The 21,068-nt window shown below is 47.2% G+C and carries 13 protein-coding genes and 1 riboswitch; of the genes, 7 read left to right on the forward strand and 6 right to left on the reverse strand.

The annotated features are described in order from the left end of the window. Positions 1-159: 159 nt before the first annotated feature. Positions 160-1,467: a PAS domain-containing sensor histidine kinase gene (locus D0C16_RS00265; RefSeq protein WP_151030480.1), complete on the reverse strand. Its 1,308-nt coding sequence runs from the start codon at positions 1,465-1,467 to the stop codon at positions 160-162. A 156-nt stretch (positions 1,468-1,623) separates the two neighbouring features. Here D0C16_RS00265 and ggt point away from each other — a divergent pair, with 156 nt between their 5' ends. Both ggt and D0C16_RS00275 read left to right on the forward strand, forming a co-directional pair. Continuing rightward, positions 1,624-3,312 (forward strand): gamma-glutamyltransferase, encoded by a 1,689-nt coding sequence (gene ggt, locus D0C16_RS00270; protein ID WP_151030481.1) that lies wholly within the window; start codon positions 1,624-1,626, stop codon positions 3,310-3,312. Between the two features lie 197 nt (positions 3,313-3,509). Next, on the forward strand, positions 3,510-4,388 hold the full coding sequence (locus tag D0C16_RS00275; protein WP_151030482.1) for a transporter substrate-binding domain-containing protein: 879 nt from the start codon (positions 3,510-3,512) through the stop codon (positions 4,386-4,388). 177 nt (positions 4,389-4,565) lie between these two features. Here D0C16_RS00275 and D0C16_RS00280 read toward each other — a convergent pair whose 3' ends face one another. Beyond that, positions 4,566-6,917 (reverse strand): TonB-dependent receptor domain-containing protein, encoded by a 2,352-nt coding sequence (locus D0C16_RS00280; RefSeq protein ID WP_151030483.1) that lies wholly within the window; start codon positions 6,915-6,917, stop codon positions 4,566-4,568. A 226-nt stretch (positions 6,918-7,143) separates the two neighbouring features. Continuing rightward, positions 7,144-7,608: an RDD family protein gene (locus D0C16_RS00285; protein ID WP_151030484.1), complete on the reverse strand. Its 465-nt coding sequence runs from the start codon at positions 7,606-7,608 to the stop codon at positions 7,144-7,146. A 161-nt stretch (positions 7,609-7,769) separates the two neighbouring features. Further along, positions 7,770-7,955, forward strand: a riboswitch (cobalamin riboswitch). A 123-nt stretch (positions 7,956-8,078) separates the two neighbouring features. On the opposite strand from D0C16_RS00285, the gene D0C16_RS00290 reads away from it, so the two are divergent. The 3 genes from D0C16_RS00290 (at position 8,079) to D0C16_RS00300 (ending at position 12,548) form a co-directional block, all read left to right on the forward strand. Then, positions 8,079-10,049 carry a TonB-dependent receptor gene (locus D0C16_RS00290; protein ID WP_191968617.1) on the forward strand — a complete coding sequence of 657 codons (1,971 nt, stop codon included), beginning with the start codon at positions 8,079-8,081 and terminating at the stop codon, positions 10,047-10,049. 131 nt (positions 10,050-10,180) lie between these two features. Then, on the forward strand, positions 10,181-10,801 hold the full coding sequence (gene cobO, locus D0C16_RS00295; protein WP_151034743.1) for a cob(I)yrinic acid a,c-diamide adenosyltransferase: 621 nt from the start codon (positions 10,181-10,183) through the stop codon (positions 10,799-10,801). Positions 10,802-11,021: 220 nt separating this feature from the next. Beyond that, positions 11,022-12,548: a hypothetical protein gene (locus D0C16_RS00300; RefSeq protein ID WP_151030486.1), complete on the forward strand. Its 1,527-nt coding sequence runs from the start codon at positions 11,022-11,024 to the stop codon at positions 12,546-12,548. A gap of 45 nt (positions 12,549-12,593) precedes the next feature. On the opposite strand, the gene D0C16_RS00305 is transcribed toward D0C16_RS00300, so the two are convergent. Continuing rightward, entirely contained in the window at positions 12,594-13,922 is a 1,329-nt protein-coding gene (locus D0C16_RS00305; protein WP_151030487.1) for an AcvB/VirJ family lysyl-phosphatidylglycerol hydrolase, read from the reverse strand. Next, positions 13,919-16,501, reverse strand: coding sequence for a bifunctional lysylphosphatidylglycerol flippase/synthetase MprF (gene mprF, locus D0C16_RS00310; protein WP_151030488.1), 2,583 nt, complete (start codon positions 16,499-16,501; stop codon positions 13,919-13,921). Before mprF ends, D0C16_RS00305 begins: the two co-directional genes overlap by 4 nt. A 147-nt stretch (positions 16,502-16,648) precedes the next feature. Between mprF and D0C16_RS00315 the strand changes: the two genes are divergently transcribed. Next, complete coding sequence (locus tag D0C16_RS00315; protein ID WP_225318843.1) at positions 16,649-18,139, forward strand: cobyric acid synthase; 1,491 nt, start codon at positions 16,649-16,651, stop codon at positions 18,137-18,139. Between the two features lie 108 nt (positions 18,140-18,247). Further along, positions 18,248-19,504: an ABC transporter substrate-binding protein gene (locus D0C16_RS00320; protein ID WP_151030489.1), complete on the forward strand. Its 1,257-nt coding sequence runs from the start codon at positions 18,248-18,250 to the stop codon at positions 19,502-19,504. A 22-nt stretch (positions 19,505-19,526) separates the two neighbouring features. Here the strand turns inward: D0C16_RS00320 and nhaD are convergent, their stop codons facing one another. Further along, entirely contained in the window at positions 19,527-20,996 is a 1,470-nt protein-coding gene (gene nhaD / locus D0C16_RS00325; protein ID WP_151030490.1) for a sodium:proton antiporter NhaD, read from the reverse strand. Positions 20,997-21,068: the final 72 nt, after the last annotated feature.

Raw genomic sequence — 21,068 nt, forward strand, 5'->3', positions numbered from 1 at the left:
TAGACTAAAGCCGCGTGCATAACACGTGGGTATGTAAAGCTGGGAGCAGGGTTTATGCCATAGTTGAAGTGGATTGATTTTTAAGGAGATTTTGCGAAATTAACGCGATTGTGTGCGAAAATGAGTCCGGAATCGGACGAAAAGCATTTCGATTCCGGACTAACGTGTGAAATGCGAGCCTATTGGCAGTCGCACCAGCGCGCAAGCGCCTTGGCGATCGGTGCGATTGGTTAAATGCAATTGCCCGCCTAATTGCTCGACGATATGGCGGCAGAGATTTAATCCAATACCCTGACCCTGGCTTTTGGTGGTGTAGAAGGGCACAAATAAATTATCTTCGTTCGTGATACCTTGCCCTTGATCCTGGATTTTAATTTCGCAGTATTCCCGCGAGTGCTCGCGAATTAGCTGGGTCGTTAATTCGACAGTTTCAGGTGGGCTGCCGGCTTCTTCGGCGTTTTTTAATAAGTTAATTAACACCTGCTGCAAAAGTACGGGATCGGTCTGCAGGACAATATCCTGCCCGCTAGGGGTTAAGCGCTGTTGGGGGAATAGACCCTGGGTTTTTTCAATGAGCGACTGCACGTTCACTAGTTGGTGTTCTATGTGAATGGGCTGTTGGAATTGCGCGTAACGCGCCACGAAATCGCGCAGGTGTTGGCAGCGCTCTTCAATAACACTGAGCGCCTCTTTTTCACGTGCCTGGGTGACTTTTTGTTGCAGCGATTGGGCAAGGGCGGCGACCGGTGTAAGCGAATTGCGAATTTCATGGCTGAGCACGCGAATTAATTTTTGCCAGGCTTCCTGCTCCTGATTGCGCAATGCAGATTTGATATTGATAAAAATCAGCAATTGATTTTCTTGCCCCTGATCCACAAAGCGACTGGTGCGAATTTGCCATTCCTGTTGTTTAAGCGCATCGCTAAACTGCCATTCGGATTTCATTATCAAACCCAATAGATCAGGCTTTGCATGCCGTAGTGTTTGCCAGGGGCGACCAAATAATTGCGCGAAAGCACTATTGGCGTAGTTGAGGCGCTGCTTGTGGTCAAACACCAGAATTGGGGTATTCAAGTGATCAATCATTTGGTAGAGCACAAACAATTGTTGGTTGTAATGGCTTTTGTGAATCTGCAATGACTCGCGCAGCGCATTAAATTGCTGCTGAAATTCTGCAACGATTCCCGCGTGAAAAACTGGTTTGGCGAGGATGCTGAAATCCTGGTGCTGGAGTGCGTCCAGTTGAGTGCCAATGCGCTGGAAGATGGTAAAAATTTTACTGTACAAGCCGATAAAAATAGCGCTCGTGATTAGCAGGCTCACAGTGCCAATTAACGCAACTTGCCACCAGGGCAGGGCGAGCAGTAATAAGCCGCATAGGCCTGCTTGCAGCAACAATAAGAAGAGGACGATGTTCTTGAGTAGCGATTCCAGTGAGTCGCTGCCGGGTACTGAAGACTCTGCCATAGGGTTTGATCTGAATATGCTGGTTAATAGCCGGTAAAAATGAGTGTGCAAAAATGCCTGTCAATATAGCCCCTGGCGTTAAATGCGAATAGACTCCCCGGCTGCATCTCCCCGATTGATCGCTGTTTTATTTCACTGATTTTGGTTGTAGTACTTATGAAAAAGACCATTTTTGCATTGCTCGTTTGGATATTTCCGCTGCTGTGTTGCGCGCAGCTTCCCGCTACCGGGTACACGCACACTGGCTATGCGCAGGTGTCCAATGATGGCAAGGTTGCCGCGGCCAGCGTAAACCCGGACGCAACCCGGATCGCGATGGAAGTGGTAAAGCGTGGCGGTAATGCGGTGGATGCGGCCATTGCCATTGCCTTTGCGCTGGGTGTGGTTGACCCGCAAAACTCCGGTATTGGCGGTGGTTGTTTTGTTCTGGTCCGCTTGGCGGATGGGCGCATACTGGCGATTGATGGGCGCGAGATGGCCCCCGCAGCTGCGCAACGCGATATGTTTTTGCAAAACGGAAGGGCGAATCCTGAGCTGAGTCGTACGGGGGCCTTGGCGATTGGTATTCCCGGCTCAGTGATGGCGCTGCACAAATTACAGCGCGAAGGGGGAAGGCTTGGTTTTGCGGACGTAATTTTGCCCTCGGCAGAATTGGCGGAGCGGGGCTTTGCGGTATCACCCGTTGTTGCTGAGCGCAGCGCGGCTACTGCCCCGGACATTAAAAAATTTCCCGCAACGGCGGCAATTTATCTGGATAAATCCGGTCAACCTTTTAGCGTGAATACACGTATCAAAAATCCCGACCTTGCCAACACCTATCGACAGTTGGCGAAACTGGGGCCGGATTATTTTTATCGCGGTGACTTTGCGAATAAAACCGCCGAGTGGATGAAAAAAAATGGTGGATTAATTACCCGCGATGATTTTTCCAATTATCAAGCCAAGTTGCGTCAGCCGGTGGTGTCGCAATTTGCCGGTTACACACTTTATGGTTTTCCGCCGCCAAGTTCAGGCGGTACCCACGTTGCGCAAATATTAAATATTTTGGAAAACTTTGATTTGCACAAAGCGACTACGTCCGAGCGTTATCATTTGGTGGCCGAGGCAATGAAGTTTGCGTTTGCAGATCGCGCCCACTGGTTGGGCGATGCTGACTTTACAAAAGTTCCGGCGTTATTGACGAGCAAAGCCTACGCAAAAACCATCGCGCAAAAAATCAATCTGAATAAGGTTGCGAACAATGTGGTGCACGGTGATCCTGACGTTGATATTCCCCACTTAATGAATAAACACACCACACACATCGCTACTGCAGATTTAGATGGTAATTGGGTAGCTATCACATCAACTGTGAATACCAGTTTTGGTAGCAAAGTAGTTATTCCCGGTACCGGGGTGGTAATGAATAACCAGATGGATGATTTTTCCGCGCAAGTGGGTGTTGCCAATGCTTTTGGTTTGGTGGGCTCGGATGCCAATGCAGTCGCGGCAAAAAAGCGTCCATTATCCAGTATGAGCCCCACATTGGTGTTTAAAGATAATCAACCGGTGATGACATTAGGGGCGGCCGGAGGCCCAACCATCATTTCCCAAGTGGTTCAAAACTTGTTGTACACCCTCGAATTTGGGATGCCCGCTGAAGAGGCGATAAAACAGCCGCGCATACATGAGCAATGGAACCCGAATTTATTATTTGTCGAAGCGGCTATGCCGGACATGGTTCGTAAAGCGCTGGCACAGAAGGGGCATGATATTAATGTTTGGCCAAGCATGGGCGCTTCGCAAATTATTCAACTGCGTGACGGAAAATTAGTGCCGGTCGCAGAGCCTCGCATCGCAAAATGAATGTAAATTACTAATCTGCTTTGGGATGTGCGGCGGCGGGGCATATTGGTCGCGTCAGGACGTCATTGCTAATCGAGAGGAGCATCCTTTTAACTGGGGCAGTGGATATAGCTATTGGTGCTTGTTGATTTCGCCGCAGGTCCGGATTTCCACCTATAATTGCGCTTGGGGCTCGACTCAAAAATTAGGCTAACGTTATGTCCAAAACCATAGGGCGGAATTTACGCTTCTGGGTGATGACCCTCTTGTGCCTTTCCAGCGTTGGAGCTACTAGCGCTTCCCCGGTTTATAACGGCGATACATCCTCTTTACCTGCTGAGTTCTTGACTATTCGCAACACCAGTATCGCTGTTATTGATGTTGACGAAGATTATTACTTCTCCCGCCTGCTGCGCTTGGTTATATCCAAGACTCAATCCGATTGGGGTGCATTGGAAGTTAAAGAGCTGCCTTATTTAATCGAAGACCGACGGTTGCGGGCTTCATTGCACCGTGGAATTGTCGACGTTATCTGGTCGCCTACGAGCAGTGCTCATGAACAAGACATGCTGCCCATTCGGATTTCGCTATTAAAAAACCTTAACAATTATCGCGTATTGCTGATTCGTGAAGGGGAGCAGGCGCGTTTTTCCGGGGTTAACAGTTTGGTGGATTTGGCCAGGTTGCGTGGAGGAATAAGCCCACAGTGGACCGATGCCAAAATTATGGAGTACAACAACCTGTTGTTAGTTAAAGCGGTTGGATATCGCAAACTTTTTAAAATGCTTGTTGCAAATCGATTCGACTATTATTCGCGCGGCGTTTATCAGGTCCATGGAGAGTTGAAGATGTACGGGCATCTGGGGCTGCAAATGGAAGAAAAATTGTTGCTTAGTTACCCCAACGAAGTTTATTTTTTTGTAAACAAAAACAATACCAAGCTGGCACAACGCATCGAGGTAGGTTTATCTCGCGCACTTGCCGACGGAAGTTTCGATGAGTTGTTAATGAGTATTCCCAGCTATAAAAAAGGTACTGAATTACTGCAAGCTCATCAACGTCGTGTGTTAACTCTGAAATCCTTGCCGGCCAACTAGTTCAGCAAACCTTGATTGTTATTCATGTCCTTGATTCGCTTGCGAGAGTTAAAAAGGCGGCATGAGTTCCCAGTGGGCAGACGCAGCAATCATGCGTGAAAATAATTTTCCATTACCACGTGGGAAATCATTAATTGAGCAATCCTTTGCGTAATTAATACCTTTTAAAAAAGCACTTTAAAAACTACCGCTAATACCAAGCGCGTAACTGCGGGCGGGCAGCGGCGCTTTATCTTTGAGGAATGACGCGTGAACGCGCGCGTATTCGTCAGTGAGGTTGTTGCCTTTCAGGTAAATTTTTAAGGTATCGCTAAAGGCGTAACTAATTTGTGCATCGACCAGGGTGTATGAACCGGTGGTGGTTTCCAGTGCGGCAACCTTATCCTGTTCAAAATAGTGTTGACCGCTCAACTCGGCACGCCAGCGACCCGTTTCATATTCAGCGCGCGCGCCGACACGTAAAGGTGGTATGCGGGGTAAGTCTCCGCCGTTGTTGAGTGAGGCTCGCGTGTAGTCGCTGGTAAAACTCAGTGTTAAGGCGTTGGTGGTTTGCCAAATAATTTCACTTTCAAAACCGTAGAGGTTAGCGTCGCGTGCCTGGTAAATAAATACCGGTAATTCAGTGGCTTCTTCGTGTTCATGCTCGTCCGCAGATTCATGATCATGTTCCGCTTCATAAACAGCGTTGGTTTCGGAGAGGTAATAGTAGTTGTCAATTTGGTTGTAAAACGCGTTAAGGATAAAGCCAAGATCGCCTTCAAATTTGCGTAGCGATAGATCCAGATTATTGGACGTTTCCATTTCAATGTCTGTGCCGGCTAAATCAAAATGGAAATCGCCATTTGTTTCTTCGTGCAATTCGATAATTGCGCCTACTTCATATAATCCAGAGCCTAAATGCGGGCCAAACGCGAGCAATTCTGCGGCGGAAGGTGTGCGCTCGGCATGGGTGAAAGAGAGGCCTACATTGTAGCCGGGCGTAAAATCCCATACCGCGCCAGCCGACGCGCTGAACGGCGTGGATTGGTGATCAAAATCAAATCCATCAATGGGATCGTCGTGGTTATGGTCGTCGGCGTGGCCCTGCTCGTTTAAATCCAATTGCAAATTGTTCGCGGAAATTTTCACCTCCTCAATGCGCGCCCCCAACTGCACGAGTAGGTCGCCGAAGTGACGCTCTTCCATTAAACCCAACGCCAGGGTGCTGGTTTTGCTGGGAGGGGTGAAAGCTTCATCGCCAATTGCTTCAAAATCGTTGTGTTTGTAGTGAAAGCTCAGCGCGCCACGCCATTCCGCAAACGGGTGATGAAATAATTCCCAGCGCGCTTCTGCAGTTTCATTGCGGAAGGTGGTTCCAATTGCGCCGTTTTCAATTTCGCTGTGTTCGTAATCGGTAAAGCCGAAGCGGGTATTGGTTGCACTGAAAAAATCGTGATCCAATGTGAGTTCGCTGATTAGTTGAACGCGATCTTGTTTTAGATCGGCGTAAACATTTTCTTCCGAATCGCCATGGCTATGACCGGGAATGCCGTATTGGCGTTCGAGGTGGCCGTAAGAAAGGCCGACGAAACCTTCGTCCATAATAAAGCTACTGCCGATGTTAGCGCCTTGGGCTTCAGTAAATGAATTAGCAAGGCGATTACTCTGATCATGTTCGTGCCCTTCTTCGGCGTGCTCCGCTGCGGATTCAATTGCTGCAGGTCCGGGAATTTTGTAATTACCGGCATCACGCCAGAAGGCATCGAGGTGTAAACCGACAGTTCCAACGGCCGTATTACCGCTGGCAGAAATGAGTTTGTCATCGGCGACAGAATCTTGCTCCAATCGCCACTCACCGTAGGTATCCAAACCGCGCGGCACCCGGTCATCCACGATATTCACTACGCCTCCAATTGCACCGCTGCCATAAAACAGGGTTGCCGGGCCGCGCAAGACTTCGATCTGACGGGCAGTGGATGCTTCGGTTGCTACCGCGTGGTCGGGGCCTACGCGTGATGCGTCACCAGCATCCAAACCATTTTGGGTGATCAATACGCGCGGTCCATCCAGGCCGCGAATAACCGGGCTGCTGGCCACCGGGCCGTAGTAGCTCGAATGCACGCCTACTTCATACTTAAGGGTTTCTCCCAGGGTGGATGCCTGACGATCGCGCAACTTATCGCCATCCAGAACTGTTACTGGTTGCGCCGATTCCATATTCGACGCGTGCCAGGGCAGACCAATCACATTCACGATTTCCAGTGTGGTGCTGCTCAACACCAGATTTACCGGACCGTCCTCTTTGTGAAGATGTAACGTTTTATGGGTGTAATCCGCGGCGAACACATGGAGTTCCACATGGCTATCGCGCTGGGCAGGTAAGTTGAACTCGCCCTGTGCATTCGTTTGGGTGCTGAGCTTGGTGCCGACGACTTCGACGGTTGCATTAGGTATAGGCATACCTTGTTCATCACGAACCTGGCCCTGAATTTGGGCGAGAGCCTGGGAGCTGGAAAGAAAAAGAGCGGCGTAAATTAGGGTTCGCTTCACTATGTACCTCAGATAAAAATAGAAAATCGTCAATAAACGAGATGTTATACCATAACAACTTTGACTGAAAAGGGTTTTTTGCGAGTTTGTCGTAAGTGGTGGTGGAAGAGGGACGAGGATGAAAGCCGTGCGATGATAGCGATGAGGCCAGACAGCAACGGGACTGCCTAAGGGCGGAGAAAGTAAAACGGGAGCCGAAGCTCCCGTCTGTTGTTTTGCAATTACATTAATTACGCACTATGTATGTGCCTGCCAGTTTGTCATGCCAGGTTTGCTTTTTGGGGTCCCAAGCCGCCCACAGAAAGCCAAGCAACAATGGAAGAGTAGAAATGATATAGGCAAAGTAACGGCCAACCAATTGTCCCGTCGTGGGCTTGCCGCCTGTTTTAGCGCTGATAATCTTCGCCCCGACCACCATTTTTCCGGGGGTTGCCTGACGGTAAGCCCAGAAGCCCAGTACCCACACAAATGGGAAAACATAGCTAATCACCACATCCAGTGGGCCGGCAATAAATGTTGTTTTGGTGAAATAAGCCATCCCGTAAATCAATAATAAAATCGGCAGGGTGATGATGGTAACTATGATCTGGTCAATGATGACGGCGCCCAGTCTTGGCCAGAACCCCACATATAGAAGCTCTTGTTGATCTGTTGCCAAGTCTGCTGCAGGTGCTTGATAAGGGTTATTCATAAAAATTCCTTGTGTTGTTATTTATCGAATGCAATAGGGTTTTAAAAAAACCTGATTGTGCGCCAACTATAGCGGTTCAAATATCGGCTTGCCAAACGATAATTGTTGTTACAGGTGCCATAGGAATTGCTTGACTTGCGGACCCTAGCGCCTTAACTTGCGCGCCGAGGTGTCTGATGGGTGTTCATTCTTTAGTCAGAGTGCAAGCCAGGATCAGAGTCAATGGGAAGTCGGTGCGTCAGCTGTTCAATAAACGCTGTGCAATCCCGACACTGCCCCCGCAACGGTAAATGCTGCGATTGTTAATCGCCATGAGTCCGATACCAGCCTCAATCGCAGAGCCATGCTCTTACTTGTTCACTATGTCGCGGAGGGCAACATAGGTGGAAATCTGTTTATGTTTTGGGTCGCGCCCATTCATCTTTTTCCGCTTCCCCTCCCTCATCCCTATGTCAGGATTGAGGAATCTCATGTCTAGTAAAAAAATTGTTAAGCCAAGTGTATTTGTTATTAGTACGTTAAGTGCTGCCATCATTGGTTCACCCACTGCGTTTGCTGCAACACAAAAAGATGACGAGAAAAAACTCGAAACTGTTTATGTCAGTGCGACTCGCAGCGAAACAGTGCAAATGCCCGTTGCTACACAAATCAAAATTATTACGGAAGAAGAAATTCGTGTAACCGGCGCTAAATTGTTATCCGAAGTATTGCGCACTCAGGCAGGCATTCAATTAACTGATTCCGATGGCAGCGGTGCGCGCAACGTAACGGCATCCATGCGCGGTTTATCTGGCGCTAATAATGTGTTGGTATTGGTTGATGGCCGCAAACTCAATAACCCTTCACTCGCAGCACCGGCGTTAAATACCGTTGCATTAAAAGACGTTGAGCGCATTGAAATTGTACAGGGTAGTGCGGGTGTGCTTTATGGTGATCAGGCAGTCGGTGGCGTTATCAATATTATTACCCGTCGTGCAGCGGCAGGTGAAACCGATGGTTCCGTGAGTGCAACAGCGGGCAGCGATAATCTGGAAGATTACACAGCGAGCGTTAGCCAGGGTTTTGAAAATGGTTTGAGTTACAGTGTTTCTGCGCAGAAACGCGATGCGGATAACTATAGAGAAAATAACCAAAGTGCGTATGAAAACATTTTGGGAAATCTTCGTTACGATTTCGTCAAAGGATTTGTGTTTGTTGAAGGCCAAACCATTGATGACGAGTTAAATCTAGCGGGTTACTTACTTGATACTCAGGCGGCAATTGATCCGCGCAAAGCGCGTACTCCTACCGATTACGCTAATCAGGAAACCGATTTGGCGCGCGTTGGTGGTGGTGTAGATATTACTGAGAATTGGCAATTGTTGGCGGAGTATGCAGATCGTGATGAAGATACAGAATCATATTATGGTTTTGGCGATCCGACGCTCGGCAACATGCACGTAAAAAATGCGACTCCCCGAGTGATTGGAAACTTGGCAACCGCCAACGGAAATGCCGTAATTACATTCGGGTACGATTGGGTTGACGCAGAGTACGAGGTGCCCGATTGGGGTACCCATGTCGAGCAAACCATTGACGCCCTCTACGGACAAGTGGTCTATCCCTTAACCAAATCGTTTAGCGTTACTGCAGGCTTACGCCAATCTTCTGTAGATGACACCAATCATGCTATTAACGTTAATCATGATGACGATGTAACCGCAGGTGAGTTCGGTCTTAGTTATCAGCTCGATAGTAACTGGCGTATATTTGGTCGCTACGCAGATGGCTTCCGTTTTGCGAATGCCGATGAAAATGGATTGGTGTTGCCGAGCGTGGAGTTTCTAGAAGTGCAAACCAGTAGTTCTACCGAGTTGGGAGCTGAATGGCGAGGTGAAGACGCGTCTGTACAGTGGACTTTATATAATATGGAACTGGATAATGAATTGATGTATGACGCTGCTATTCCGAACTTAAACTCATGGAATGGATTTGGCGCTAACATCAATCTGGATTCATCACGCCGTCAGGGTGTAGCAGTTGATGCACAATTAGTTCTGAGTAACGAAATAAGCGTGCAGGCAAACTACACCTACACTGATGCTGAATTAACGAGCGGTAGTTTTCCGGGCAACAAAGTCCCATTCGTTGCCGAAAACCGCGCCAATATTGCCATAGTGTTTACGCCAATAAAGCCGCTTAGTATATATCTGGATTCCAGTTATACCGGTAGTCGCTATCGCACCGGTGATGGTGCTAATGCGCGTGATAAAGTGGATTCGCTGGTGTTATTTAATCTGAACCTTACCTGGCAATATAGAGGTGTTGAAATTAGCGGACGAATTAAAAACCTGACCAATGAACGCTATGCAGGTTTTTACGGTGTATCGCCAACGGCGGGTTATTATCAATATCCCCAGCCGGAACGTAATTACGAAGCGGGTGTAGTTTATCGTTTTTAGGTTGTGCCGTCGCTTTAAAGAAATCAACCGATGGGCAGAGCGAAAGTGATGCCCATCTTTTTATGTAGAGAGAAATTATGACTGACGACATTTCATCAAGCAGTGACGATTCATTAAGCAATGATGGTTCAATGAGTAACGACAAAGCCCAGCGCCATAAAGAGCGCATGCAACAGCGCAAGGAAATTGTGGATGCGGCCATTGCGCGTGCGGATGAAGAGCGCGGTGTGGTGATAGTGTTAACCGGTGATGGCAAGGGAAAAAGCTCATCGGGTTTTGGTACTGCGTTGCGTTGCCTTGGGCATGGCTACAAGGTCGCTATCGTGCAATTTATTAAAGGTACCTGGGAGTGCGGCGAAAAGAATTTTTTAACCGAAAGTATTTTTCGTGGAGCCAGCTCGCAGTTGGAATATTTCGTAATGGGTACAGGCTTTACCTGGGAAACCCAAAATGCCGAGCAGGATCGCGCAGCCGCAGAAAAAGTGTGGGCGGAATGTGAGCATGTGTTTCGCGACCCGGATATTCATCTAGTGCTGTTGGATGAAATTACTTATATGCTCAATTACCATTATTTGGATAAAGACAAAGTAGTTGACGCTATTAAAAATCGTCCACGTAATCAAAATGTTATTATTACCGGGCGCGGCGCCAAAAAATATTTGGAAGATTTGGCGGATACTTTTAGCGAAGTTAAATCAATAAAGCATGCATTCAATGCCGGTGTAAAAGCGCAAAAAGGCATTGAGTGGTAAAACTACGTAAGGTTAATCATATTAATTTTTTTACTATTTGCTGTTGGTTTTTGCTCTCCTTGCTGCTTATTTAATATTGTTTGTTGCTAAAACAAGCAATTTAAAATTGTTACAAAAAAAGTGGTGGTTTCTTTAGTAATTGTCATCTTTGCATGAGTAAAATGCGCGTCCTCAGGTGAAAATCTGGGGATTTATTTTACTAAAACAAAAGGACATTTATATGATTACTAGAAAAAATCAACCACAGTGTTTGTCTTTATTGTCCAGTTTAATTGGTGCGGCAGTTCTGGGTTTTTCCAGTATTGCGGCAGCAGTAAATTGCGATGGTGTTCCCCAATGGGTCAATACTCAATCATTCAGTACATCTCAGCAAGTGGTAGAGAATCATATCCTCTACCAAGCTAAGTGGTGGAACCAGAATGAGCGTCCCTCAATAAATTCACAACAGGATTGGCAACCCTGGACTCGCTTGGGTGAGTGCGTAACTATCGACATCAGCAAAGAGTTGATGATTCGCGATTTGTCGGTCGTGGATTCAGTTCACGCAAAAACCGGGCAGCTTTCCATTCAACATTTAATCGCACAGATGATGCCGCAAGCAAACCCGACGTTGCAGCAGCAATCTGATTTTATCCAGCAGTGGCTCGGTCAATTTTTGGTTAACACCGGTGTGAATGGTGATATCGCCCCCGCGCGCGAAAGCTTTGAACGTTTATTTTTGCAGCCTTGGCGTGATCGCAGCGTTGGCTCTGGGGTCAACCTGAATCCGGCAATTGCGCCATTCCGTCTATTGTCCATTGTGTATCGCCCGGATTTACACAAGCGGGATGTCAGCGGTACGGTGATTAGCGGTGGTGAAGTGCGTTTTGTGTATGGATTTATCAATGGAAATGCGGTATTTCCGGCGAACGTGATTTTTGAATACGGCCTGCAAGCTAATTCAGATGCACAGCTAAATGCCTGGGTCGATGAGTTTCACGCACTAAGTAAAATTCCATTTGGTGAAAACTACAATACTGCGCTACTCACCTTATTAAATAAAGTGACCAGCAAAGGGGCGGTAGCGAGTAAACCTAATGGCAGTGCATTGAATCAAGTGCGCACTAACGAAATCCCATTTGGTCATGATTGGGAGTTGCGTGAGTTCAAACTGAATTCCGCCACTGGTCAATTGCGCCAGGTGACTGTCGCACAAACGCCAGCCAAGCGTCATAACCGCACCGCGTTCCTAGCTGATTACATTAATGCCAACGAAGCCGATATTTTGTTAGGTGATCACCAGATCCCCAATGTCGTGAACGGGGAAGCATTTGCCGGCGCTGCGTCACTGGCTGATTTCGGTCCATTCACTGTGTGGGAAGCTCCCGGTATTAATAATCTGGAAGCGCGCCATAAGTTTTCATTGAATACCTGTGCGGGCTGTCATGCCGGTGAAACACAAACCGTATTCCGTCACGTATTTGGACGTGCAGAAGGGCAGGTTGCGGATCTATCTGGATTCTTAACTGGAATGCAGATGAATGATCCTAAATCTGGTGTGCAACGCCAGTTCAATGACCTTGAAAAACGCAAAATCGTTTTAACTTGTTTGGTTCAGCGATGCGCAGCATCAACAACGACGATGGCGCGTGCAGCGGGACTTTCGTCCAGTGATGCCGGGCTTTCAATGAGTCAATCGGCAGAGACCAGTGATCTGGCGACTCAATTCCAGCAAATTATGGAAGAGCGTCGTAATCTGACACACTAAAACCACACGAGTTTTGATGATCAATGAAAACCCTGATCCTTGTGGTCAGGGTTTTTTGTCAAGGATGAGTTTGACCAATTGTTGGTAATTTCCATCAAAATGGTGATCGCCCGGTAGATAGATTAAATCCTGCTTGTCGGGTTTTTCGGCGTGATGTTCTTGAATTTCTTCGCACAGGCTTTCGTTTTTTTCACTGTAAAAACAACGTGTCGGCCATTGGTTCCAATCCTTCATTTCCGGATAAAGCAAATGAGCTGCTCGATCCGCATTGCCCAGCCAGCCGCTAAGATGAAATACAAAATCCACGCTGGTTGATGGATTTAATAAATTCACGCTGATAATTCTTGCTTTGGTTTCACTATTTAAACGGTTTACCATAAAGGGCATAACATCCGCGCCCATTGAAAAGCCAATCAACAGAATACGTCTTTTGTTCCAGGTCTTCAGGTAATAATCAATAGTGGTCTGCAAATCTCTCCCGGCAATAGTTGGTGATTTTTCTTCCCAAAAATAATCCAGTGAATTCCACCCTACAATCGCTATTCCCTCTTTAGCTAATTGATTGGCGATGTCTTTATCAATGTTGGCCCAGCCTCCGTCACCGGAAATAATAATAGCCAGTTGGTCATCGGCTAGGTTTGATGGCATTTCGATCAGTGGCAAGTGCGCTAGTGCTTTTTTACCCGGATTTTCCAATCGATTATCCAGAGATGTTTCAAATAATTTTTTATCGGCTTGCCAATTTTCCAAAAGCGAATAATCAGGCAACCACTGCTGGATTAATGGAGAACTATTGAATAATGCCCAGGGTGTTGGCGGACGAGGGAAATTGCGGAGTGAGGCTCGCTGTTGCTGCGCGATCCAACTGACTTGACTGCTGGTAATACAGGGGGCAATAGGTAACCTGATGTTTTTGCTCCAATCGACGCTATAAGCTCCGCGAAAAATGCCTGCGGGCACTTGCGTTAGCATTGCAAACAAATAGCTGCCGGCGCTGCCAAAGCCGGTTACGAAGGGTTGGGTAAATTGTGGGAACTGGTGATGTTGCTGTATGTCCTGTGCGTAGACGGATAGCGGCGTTGCGGCATCAAAACAGTTTGAGTGGTGTTGAACGATATTTGCAAGGTAATCATCGATCGACAGAACTGCACTTAAATTACCTTGCCGGCTAAGTTGTTCGGCATAGTTAACGGCGTGTTGCCAATGCGCGATATCGGTAAGGATCAATTGCACCCCGCGCGTTCCGCCGGCATAAATTTGCGTGTTACCGAAATCGCCCCAGCGAAAAATTTCCGGTCGATACTGGGCATAACTATTTGCCGCAATCAACATTAAAAAAAATACGCCAATTTTAAACGCACGAAGGTTTGTCATTTGCTAAAGCTACCGCGAATGCCACCGGAAATAGCATTAGTAATCGTAAATATTACTTGCGCCAAATGCCCACCCCTGGGTAGGGCTAAATACACCGGGTTCCAGTGGGGATGGAATTTTTCTTTGTAGTGATGCAAACCTTTGAAATCATAAAACTCATTGCCCATTCTAAAAATTGACGAACCTAACCTATGCCAAAAGGGCGCGAGTTCATCATCATCCAGTCCGGCGAGGGGCGCCATGCCAAGGTTAAATGTGTAGTATTGCTGTTCTTTGGCCCACAGCATAATGTTGATTAGCAGATAATCCATAGCGCCTTTCGGGGCCTGATCACTGTAGCGCATCAGATCAATAGAAATTTCTTTGCGTGCCTGGGTATGTAGTAAGTTGGCGAAGGCCACAATTTTTCCATCTTTGCTGACTGTACCTATATCAAAAAAACGTAAGTAGTGTTCATCGTAAAAGCCGAGTGAAAAACCTTTTTCGCGGGATTTTTTATGCTCCAGCCATTGATCAGAAACGTCTTTCAGTGACGGCAGGAGGGGTTCAATATCTGCAGCGCGAATAATGGTAAATGAATAACCTTCTTTATCGATTTTGTTAATAGTGCTTCTGAATGACGACCAGCTATTACCTTTCAATGCAAAGTTGCTTAAATCAACCTGAGCTTCTTCTCCCAGCTTAATCAGGTTTAAACCCAGATCTACGTAGAGCGGTAAATATTCTGTGGTAATGCGATAAAACACCGGTTTGGCACCGTGCAGGTCGGCGCGCGTGCGAAACTCCTTTACCAAATCTTTAAAGCTCGCGGGATTACCGCAAGGATCATTCAGGGCAATCCAGTATTTTTTGGTGGTGATATAGGCAATAAAGCTATCGCGGGCTTCGCTCCAGAATAAGTATTTATCGCCGCTCAAGCTAATGTAGTGTTCGGTATTTCTTTGTGTGCGGATAATAGATGCGGCTTCGCACAACTCGTCGCCCGCGGGTAATTGGGGTTTATACTGCCCACGGGATAATAAGTAGTGCAGGAGTGTGCCGCTGGTCAGTATGCTGATTAACAAGGTTGCGCGTAAAAAGCGCGAGGCATTGGCATCTTGCTCAAATTGCCACCAAAGTTCATGGGCGTAGTCCACTTCCTGGTATGTAATAAAACCTATCACCGTAGTGGACACAATGATTGCCACGATTAACAGTAGCCAGCGCGGTGTAAGCAAATGCGCATCAAGCGCAGATTTGCGATAGAAATAGGATTTGCACGGAATAAATAGCACCAGCAATAGGCTCAGGAATAATGCCTCCTCATAATCCAACCCTTTAGTGAGCGAAAAAATAATGCCGCTGCCCAGAAAAATCAGGGTAAGTGGGTAGGCGGTGTTAATGCGTAATGAAATCGCGCGGGCCAGAATGAGTAAAAACACACCGATAACGCTGCCTAACAAGTGTGAGATTTCAATCAGCGGCAAATTAATAAAATCGGTCAGTGTTTCCAATCGTTCGGGTAAACCGGGTGTGCTGCCGGAGAGTAATAAAATACTGCCAGCGATAATGGCCAGCACGGATAAAAACATGGGCAAGCGGCGGTGCAAAAATAATCCGGTAGCAGTGAGCCAATGTTGTATGCGAATTACGCCGGGGATTTTTTGCCAGCTCTGTTTGAGTGAGTGGCGTTGGCTGATAAAAAAAATCAGCAGCGCGATTAACAGCGGCAACAGGAAATACATCAAGCGATAGGTTAACAATGCAATCAGGATAATTTGATGGTCCTGGGTATCGCCGACGAGTAATAAAAATGCACTTTCAAAAATGCCTATCCCGCCGGGTACCTGACTAAATAAACCAATCAGCTGAGCCAGGATATACACCGTAAAAAACCACATAAAGTGCATGTGAGTGGTGGGATATAGCAAGCAATAAAGCACCAGGCCGGCGCAGAGTAAATCGCACACTCCCGCAATGGTCTGCAAACTGGTTACGCGTGAAGATGGCAGGCTAATTGCAAATTTTTTCCACTGAATCTGACGGTAGCCACTTAATGTGCACAACCAATAGCTGCCTAACAACAAGGCTAAACCGGCAATAAACCACTGGAGATGTCCGCCCAATAATTGTGGATTATTAATTTCAGTCGCAGGTAGAAAAAAATAAGCGATGCACAATACAGTGGTTGCACCTAGTAGGTAAGTGGTGCTGGAAAAGACAATAATTTTTGCAATGGCTGCTGCGTTTAATCCAAGTGCTGAATAAAAGCGAAAACGGATAGCGCCACCGGTTACAATGGCATGGCCAGCGTTGTTACTGACCGCAAAACCCAGAAAGCTCACCAGCAGGGTTTTATGCCAGGGGACATGGTAGCCCAGGTGATGCATTGCCAGCAGATCGTAGGTGGCCAATACCAAATAGCCGATGGCTGTGGCCGCCAAGGCGAGTACTAAAGTGCTGCCGCTGAAATCCTGTAAGATTTCACCGGCGGTCGCCCAGCTTAATTGATAGGTGTGTATTTCCCTTCCCACCATGTAAAAAGCGGCAATGGCAGCGAGCAGCGAAATCGTGTTAATAAGGATGTGGGAGTGTTTCAATCTTGGGCCCGCCTGGCTACCTGGGTTGATATGCAGTCTCGCTAATGAAATTCCGGTGCTGTTTCAGAGACATTAACTTGGCGGACTTGTTTCGTTGGTACCGGTGCCACTATTTTATTTTTCGTTTTTTTTACAGGTTAGTTATTTATGGCAGATGGCAGAACACCCTTACCAAACAGCACCACGTTGATGGTGCAGGGCACAACCTCAGATGCCGGTAAATCTACCTTGGTGGCAGCGCTTTGTCGTATTTTTAAGAAGCGCGGAAGGTCTGTGGTGCCGTTTAAGCCGCAAAATATGGCTTTGAATTCCGCCGTGACAATTGATGGTGGTGAAATTGGTCGCGCGCAAGCCTTGCAAGCACAGGCGGCGGGATTGCAGCCCCATACCGATATGAATCCCATTTTAATCAAACCTACGAGTGACACCAAAGCGCAAATTATTGTGCAGGGCAAGGCCATTACCGATATGGATGCGGCTGTTTACCACGACTACAAAACCCGCGCGATGGAATTTGTGTTGGACTCATACCAGCGTTTGCAAACCCAATATCAAATCATCGTGGTTGAAGGGGCTGGCAGTCCCGCGGAAATTAATTTGCGCGACCGTGATATTGCCAATATGGGATTTGCTGAAGCGGTGGATTGCCCGGTGATTTTGATTGCCGATATTGATCGCGGCGGTGTATTCGCCCATTTAGTGGGTACACTGGAATTATTAAGTGAATCTGAACGCGCGCGGGTGATTGGCTTTGTGATCAATCGCTTTCGTGGCGATATTAGTTTATTGCAATCCGGTTTGGATTGGTTAGAAACAAAAACCGGCAAGCCGGTGTTGGGCGTGATCCCTTATTTGCACGGATTGTATCTGGACGCGGAGGATGCATTAACCAATAGCGCGCGCAAAGGCAACGCAAAATTACGTGTGGCGGTCCTGGCCCTGCCGCGCATTTCGAATCACACCGATTTTGATGCTTTGCGATTGCATCCTGAAATCGATTTTAGCTGGGTGGGACCACACCAAGCTGTTCCCGGTTGCGATTTGTTAATTATTCCCGGCAGTAAAAATGTGCGTGCCGATTTGCAATTTTTGCGCGAGCAAGGTTGGGATAACGGTATCCAACGTCATTTACGCTATGGCGGGAAGCTCATGGGGATTTGCGGCGGCTTGCAAATGCTGGGCGAGCAAATTCATGATCCGTTAGGGATTGAATCGACACCAGGTAGCTCAGCGGGTTTGGGGTATCTGGCAATGACGACGCAACTTGAAGCGCATAAACAATTGCAACAGTGTCGTGGCTTGTTGTGGGATTCCCGTTCACCGGTCGCAGGTTATGAAATCCATTGTGGAATCAGCCAGGGGGATGCATTGAAAAATCCTGCCTGTTATTTATATCGCGAACAACAACTCGTTGCCGATGGCGCAATTAGCAATGATGGCCACATTTTAGGAACCTACGTGCACGGTATATTTGATCAGCCAGCTGCACTCAATACCCTGTTGGCGTGGGCCGGGTTGCCGGACGCGGAAGCGCTGTCGATTGATGCTCAACGTGAAGCCTCTATTGAACGCCTGGCTACCGAGGTAGAAGCGGCGCTGCTACCGGGATTTTTAGCGGACTGGGCTAATCCTGATTGATAGTTTTCCGGGCCAGTGTCTGAAAATCTGCAAGGAATAGTTTAGCGGTTATACTTTCAGGAAGTTTGTGCGCCAACACTTGGGGATGGCATTGAAGGAGTTTTTGTTATGCGCCTTATGTTAATAATAATGTTAATACTTGCTCCCCTTACCTGGGCTGACCCGGAGGCGGTGGAGTCGGCCCCGCAGGCGCCGGCATTTCCGCAAGCGGTAAACCTTGCAACCAACATTTCGTCTGCATTTAGTTCCGACTTACCCACCGGTAGCGGCCAGAATCTGCTCCCGCATTTGCAATGCATTTTTACCCAAATGAAGCGCGATTTTACCGTGCAGGTAATGCCTTGGCGGCGCGCTTATCAAGATGTGAAAAGTAATCGGATCGACGGCTTTTTTACCGCGATTCCCATGCGTCAGGTAGATCCTTATGCCGTTTTGTCTGCTCCTATGGTGTTGGAAAACTGGTATTGGTTTTGGCGCCCCGACACTATCGCCCCCGAATCTTGGCGCGAAGGTTACCGGTTGGGCTCAATTTTGGGGAGTCAACAGGAAACCTGGTTGGCAGAGGCGGGTTATCGAGTAGAAATGAGTGGCAATAACCTGCCGCAAATGATCAAGCTATTACAGGGCAAACGTATCGATGTGATATTGGCAGATCGCGAACATTTTTATCGTGCAGCAACTGAATTGAAGTTAAACCCGGATAATTTTCAATCGCGTTTTTTTCGTTATGTTCCCCTGGGTGTCTATTTTAATGAGCAGTTTTTAAATAATAATCCGGATTTTCTTTCCGTATTTAATAAAAATATAAACCAGTGCGCGACGGGGCATTTTGCGATTTCCGAGTTTGAGAAGCTGCAAATTCGTGAGCTGCTGCAGCGCAAAATAGAGCGCTGGAAACGTCTGCCAAAGCTGGAAGACTTTTTGATAGCGCAAAATCTTAAGAATAAACGCGTGAGTCAGCGTGAAATCCACGAGCGTGATAAAAAATGGGTGCAGGCCTTTCAACAGAATGATTTTTCCTATCCCCTTGAAATGGTCGATCAGGAATTGTCGGCACAACTCCGCGAAATTAAAAAACAATCGCTGGATATGATCACTGAAATTATTATCACCGATGCGCGCGGCCTGAATCTTGCCATTAGCGATATGACGTCAGACTATTGGCAGGGTGATGAAGACAAGTTCACTGAAGCTTATGGGAAGCCGGCGAACACTTTATACTTTGGTGATATTACTTACGATGAATCAACTAAACGTTTTCAAATCCAGTTGAGTGTACCGTTATACACCGAGGAAAAATTTGAGCCCTTGGGGGCTATGATATTTGGTGTGGATGTAGAGAAAGTATTATCGCAAGCACAGTAGCTGTGCTTGCGACTACAGATAATTAAAACAGGCTTTGATTTAGCCAAAGGTGTGCGTAAACGCTCGCGAAATAGCCCAGCGCAACCACGGGTGTCCATTTCAAGTGCCCTGCAAACGTGTAATAGCCGCGTGCTTGTCCCATCAGTGCAACACCTGCTGCAGAACCAATCGAGAGCATGCTGCCACCAACGCCGGTCGTCAGTGTGATGAGAAGCCATTGTCCGTTAGAAAAATCAGGAGCCATGGTAAGTACTGCGTACATGACCGGAATATTATCGATAATAGCCGAGACAAGACCCAAACTTACGTTGGAAACCGTCTCGCTGAAATTTCCGTAGAGCGATTCGGACAAGAGCGTGAGATAACCCATAAAACCCAACCCGCCAACACACATAATAACGCCGTAGAAAAACAGGAGTGTGTCCCATTCCAGGCGCGCGAGCGGTTGGAATACATCAAATGGCAAGGGCACTTTGGTGATGGGGTTTTCATCTTTGTTGCTAATAAAGTCGCTACTGGCTAGCTCTGCTTTTTTCAAATCCACGATTCCTTTTTTACGCAGGTAAAAGCCGTAGAGTTTTAAATAGGCTAATCCCAGCATCATTCCCAGTACTGGTGGCATATGGATAAGTATATGGCCGAGCACGGCGCTGGCGATGGTGGCCAAAAATAAAAACATAATGGGGAAGGCGCCTTCCTTGTACGTCAGTGTTTCCAGAAATAAATCTTCGGCGTCTTTATGTGGCTTTTTATTGGCGATAAAGAAGCTCATTATTGCCGCTGGAATCAGGAAGTTAATCAGCGAAGGAATAAACAAATGAAAGAAGGTAAAGAAATCTACCTTGCCAGCCTGCCAGACCATGAGCGTTGTTATATCGCCGAAGGGGCTGAATGCGCCGCCGCTATTTGCCGCCACAATAATATTGACGCAACACATGTTGATAAACGCTTTTTCACCTTCTGCGATTTTTAATACCACGGCACACATTAATAATGCCGTTGTAAGATTGTCGGCGATGGGAGAAATAAAAAATGCAAGAAATCCAGTGAGCCAAAAAAGTTGGCGATAACTGAAACCTTTTTTAATCATCCAGCCGCGCAAGGCATTAAATAATCCACGCTCATCCATGGCGTTAATATAGGTCATCGCCACCAGCAAAAATAACATCAGTTCAGCGAATTCGAGCAGTGTGTGGCGAAAGGCTTGTTCGGCGAGTGCGGATTGTTCGTGTTGGGTGTAAAGCCCACCGATAATGACCCAGATAATTCCCGCTGCCGCTAACACGGGTTTGGATTTACGCAGGTGCAGCTTTTCTTCCAACATAACAAACGCATAAGCGATAACAAATAAACCCACACAGAACCAGCCGGCGCCGGTGTTGGTTAAATTCATCGTTGAGGATGACGCTATTGTTTCCCCTGTGGCTGCCGCGAATGCGCCCAGAGGAAAAAATAAAAGTCCAAATAACAACACAATTGATCGCGTGAACATGAATGCCTCGGTGTTCGTAATTTTATAATTAGCTGTAGTGGAGTGGGTTATTGTGGGACGCAGAAACAAAAA

This window comes from Cellvibrio sp. KY-GH-1 (genome assembly GCF_008806975.1).
Lineage (GTDB): Bacteria > Pseudomonadota > Gammaproteobacteria > Pseudomonadales > Cellvibrionaceae > Cellvibrio.

Excerpts from the sequence above, each read along its gene's own strand:
- D0C16_RS00265 (WP_151030480.1), bottom strand. The coding sequence starts at position 1,467 with ATGGCAGAGTCTTCAGTACCCGGCAGCGACTCACTGGAATCGCTACTC.
- ggt (WP_151030481.1), top strand. The coding sequence starts at position 1,624 with ATGAAAAAGACCATTTTTGCATTGCTCGTTTGGATATTTCCGCTGCTG.
- D0C16_RS00275 (WP_151030482.1), top strand. The coding sequence starts at position 3,510 with ATGTCCAAAACCATAGGGCGGAATTTACGCTTCTGGGTGATGACCCTC.
- D0C16_RS00285 (WP_151030484.1), bottom strand. The coding sequence starts at position 7,608 with ATGAATAACCCTTATCAAGCACCTGCAGCAGACTTGGCAACAGATCAA.
- D0C16_RS00290 (WP_191968617.1), top strand. The coding sequence starts at position 8,079 with ATGTCTAGTAAAAAAATTGTTAAGCCAAGTGTATTTGTTATTAGTACG.
- cobO (WP_151034743.1), top strand. The coding sequence starts at position 10,181 with ATGAGTAACGACAAAGCCCAGCGCCATAAAGAGCGCATGCAACAGCGC.
- D0C16_RS00300 (WP_151030486.1), top strand. The coding sequence starts at position 11,022 with ATGATTACTAGAAAAAATCAACCACAGTGTTTGTCTTTATTGTCCAGT.
- D0C16_RS00305 (WP_151030487.1), bottom strand. The coding sequence starts at position 13,922 with ATGACAAACCTTCGTGCGTTTAAAATTGGCGTATTTTTTTTAATGTTG.
- D0C16_RS00315 (WP_225318843.1), top strand. The coding sequence starts at position 16,649 with ATGGCAGATGGCAGAACACCCTTACCAAACAGCACCACGTTGATGGTG.
- D0C16_RS00320 (WP_151030489.1), top strand. The coding sequence starts at position 18,248 with ATGCGCCTTATGTTAATAATAATGTTAATACTTGCTCCCCTTACCTGG.
- nhaD (WP_151030490.1), bottom strand. The coding sequence starts at position 20,996 with ATGTTCACGCGATCAATTGTGTTGTTATTTGGACTTTTATTTTTTCCT.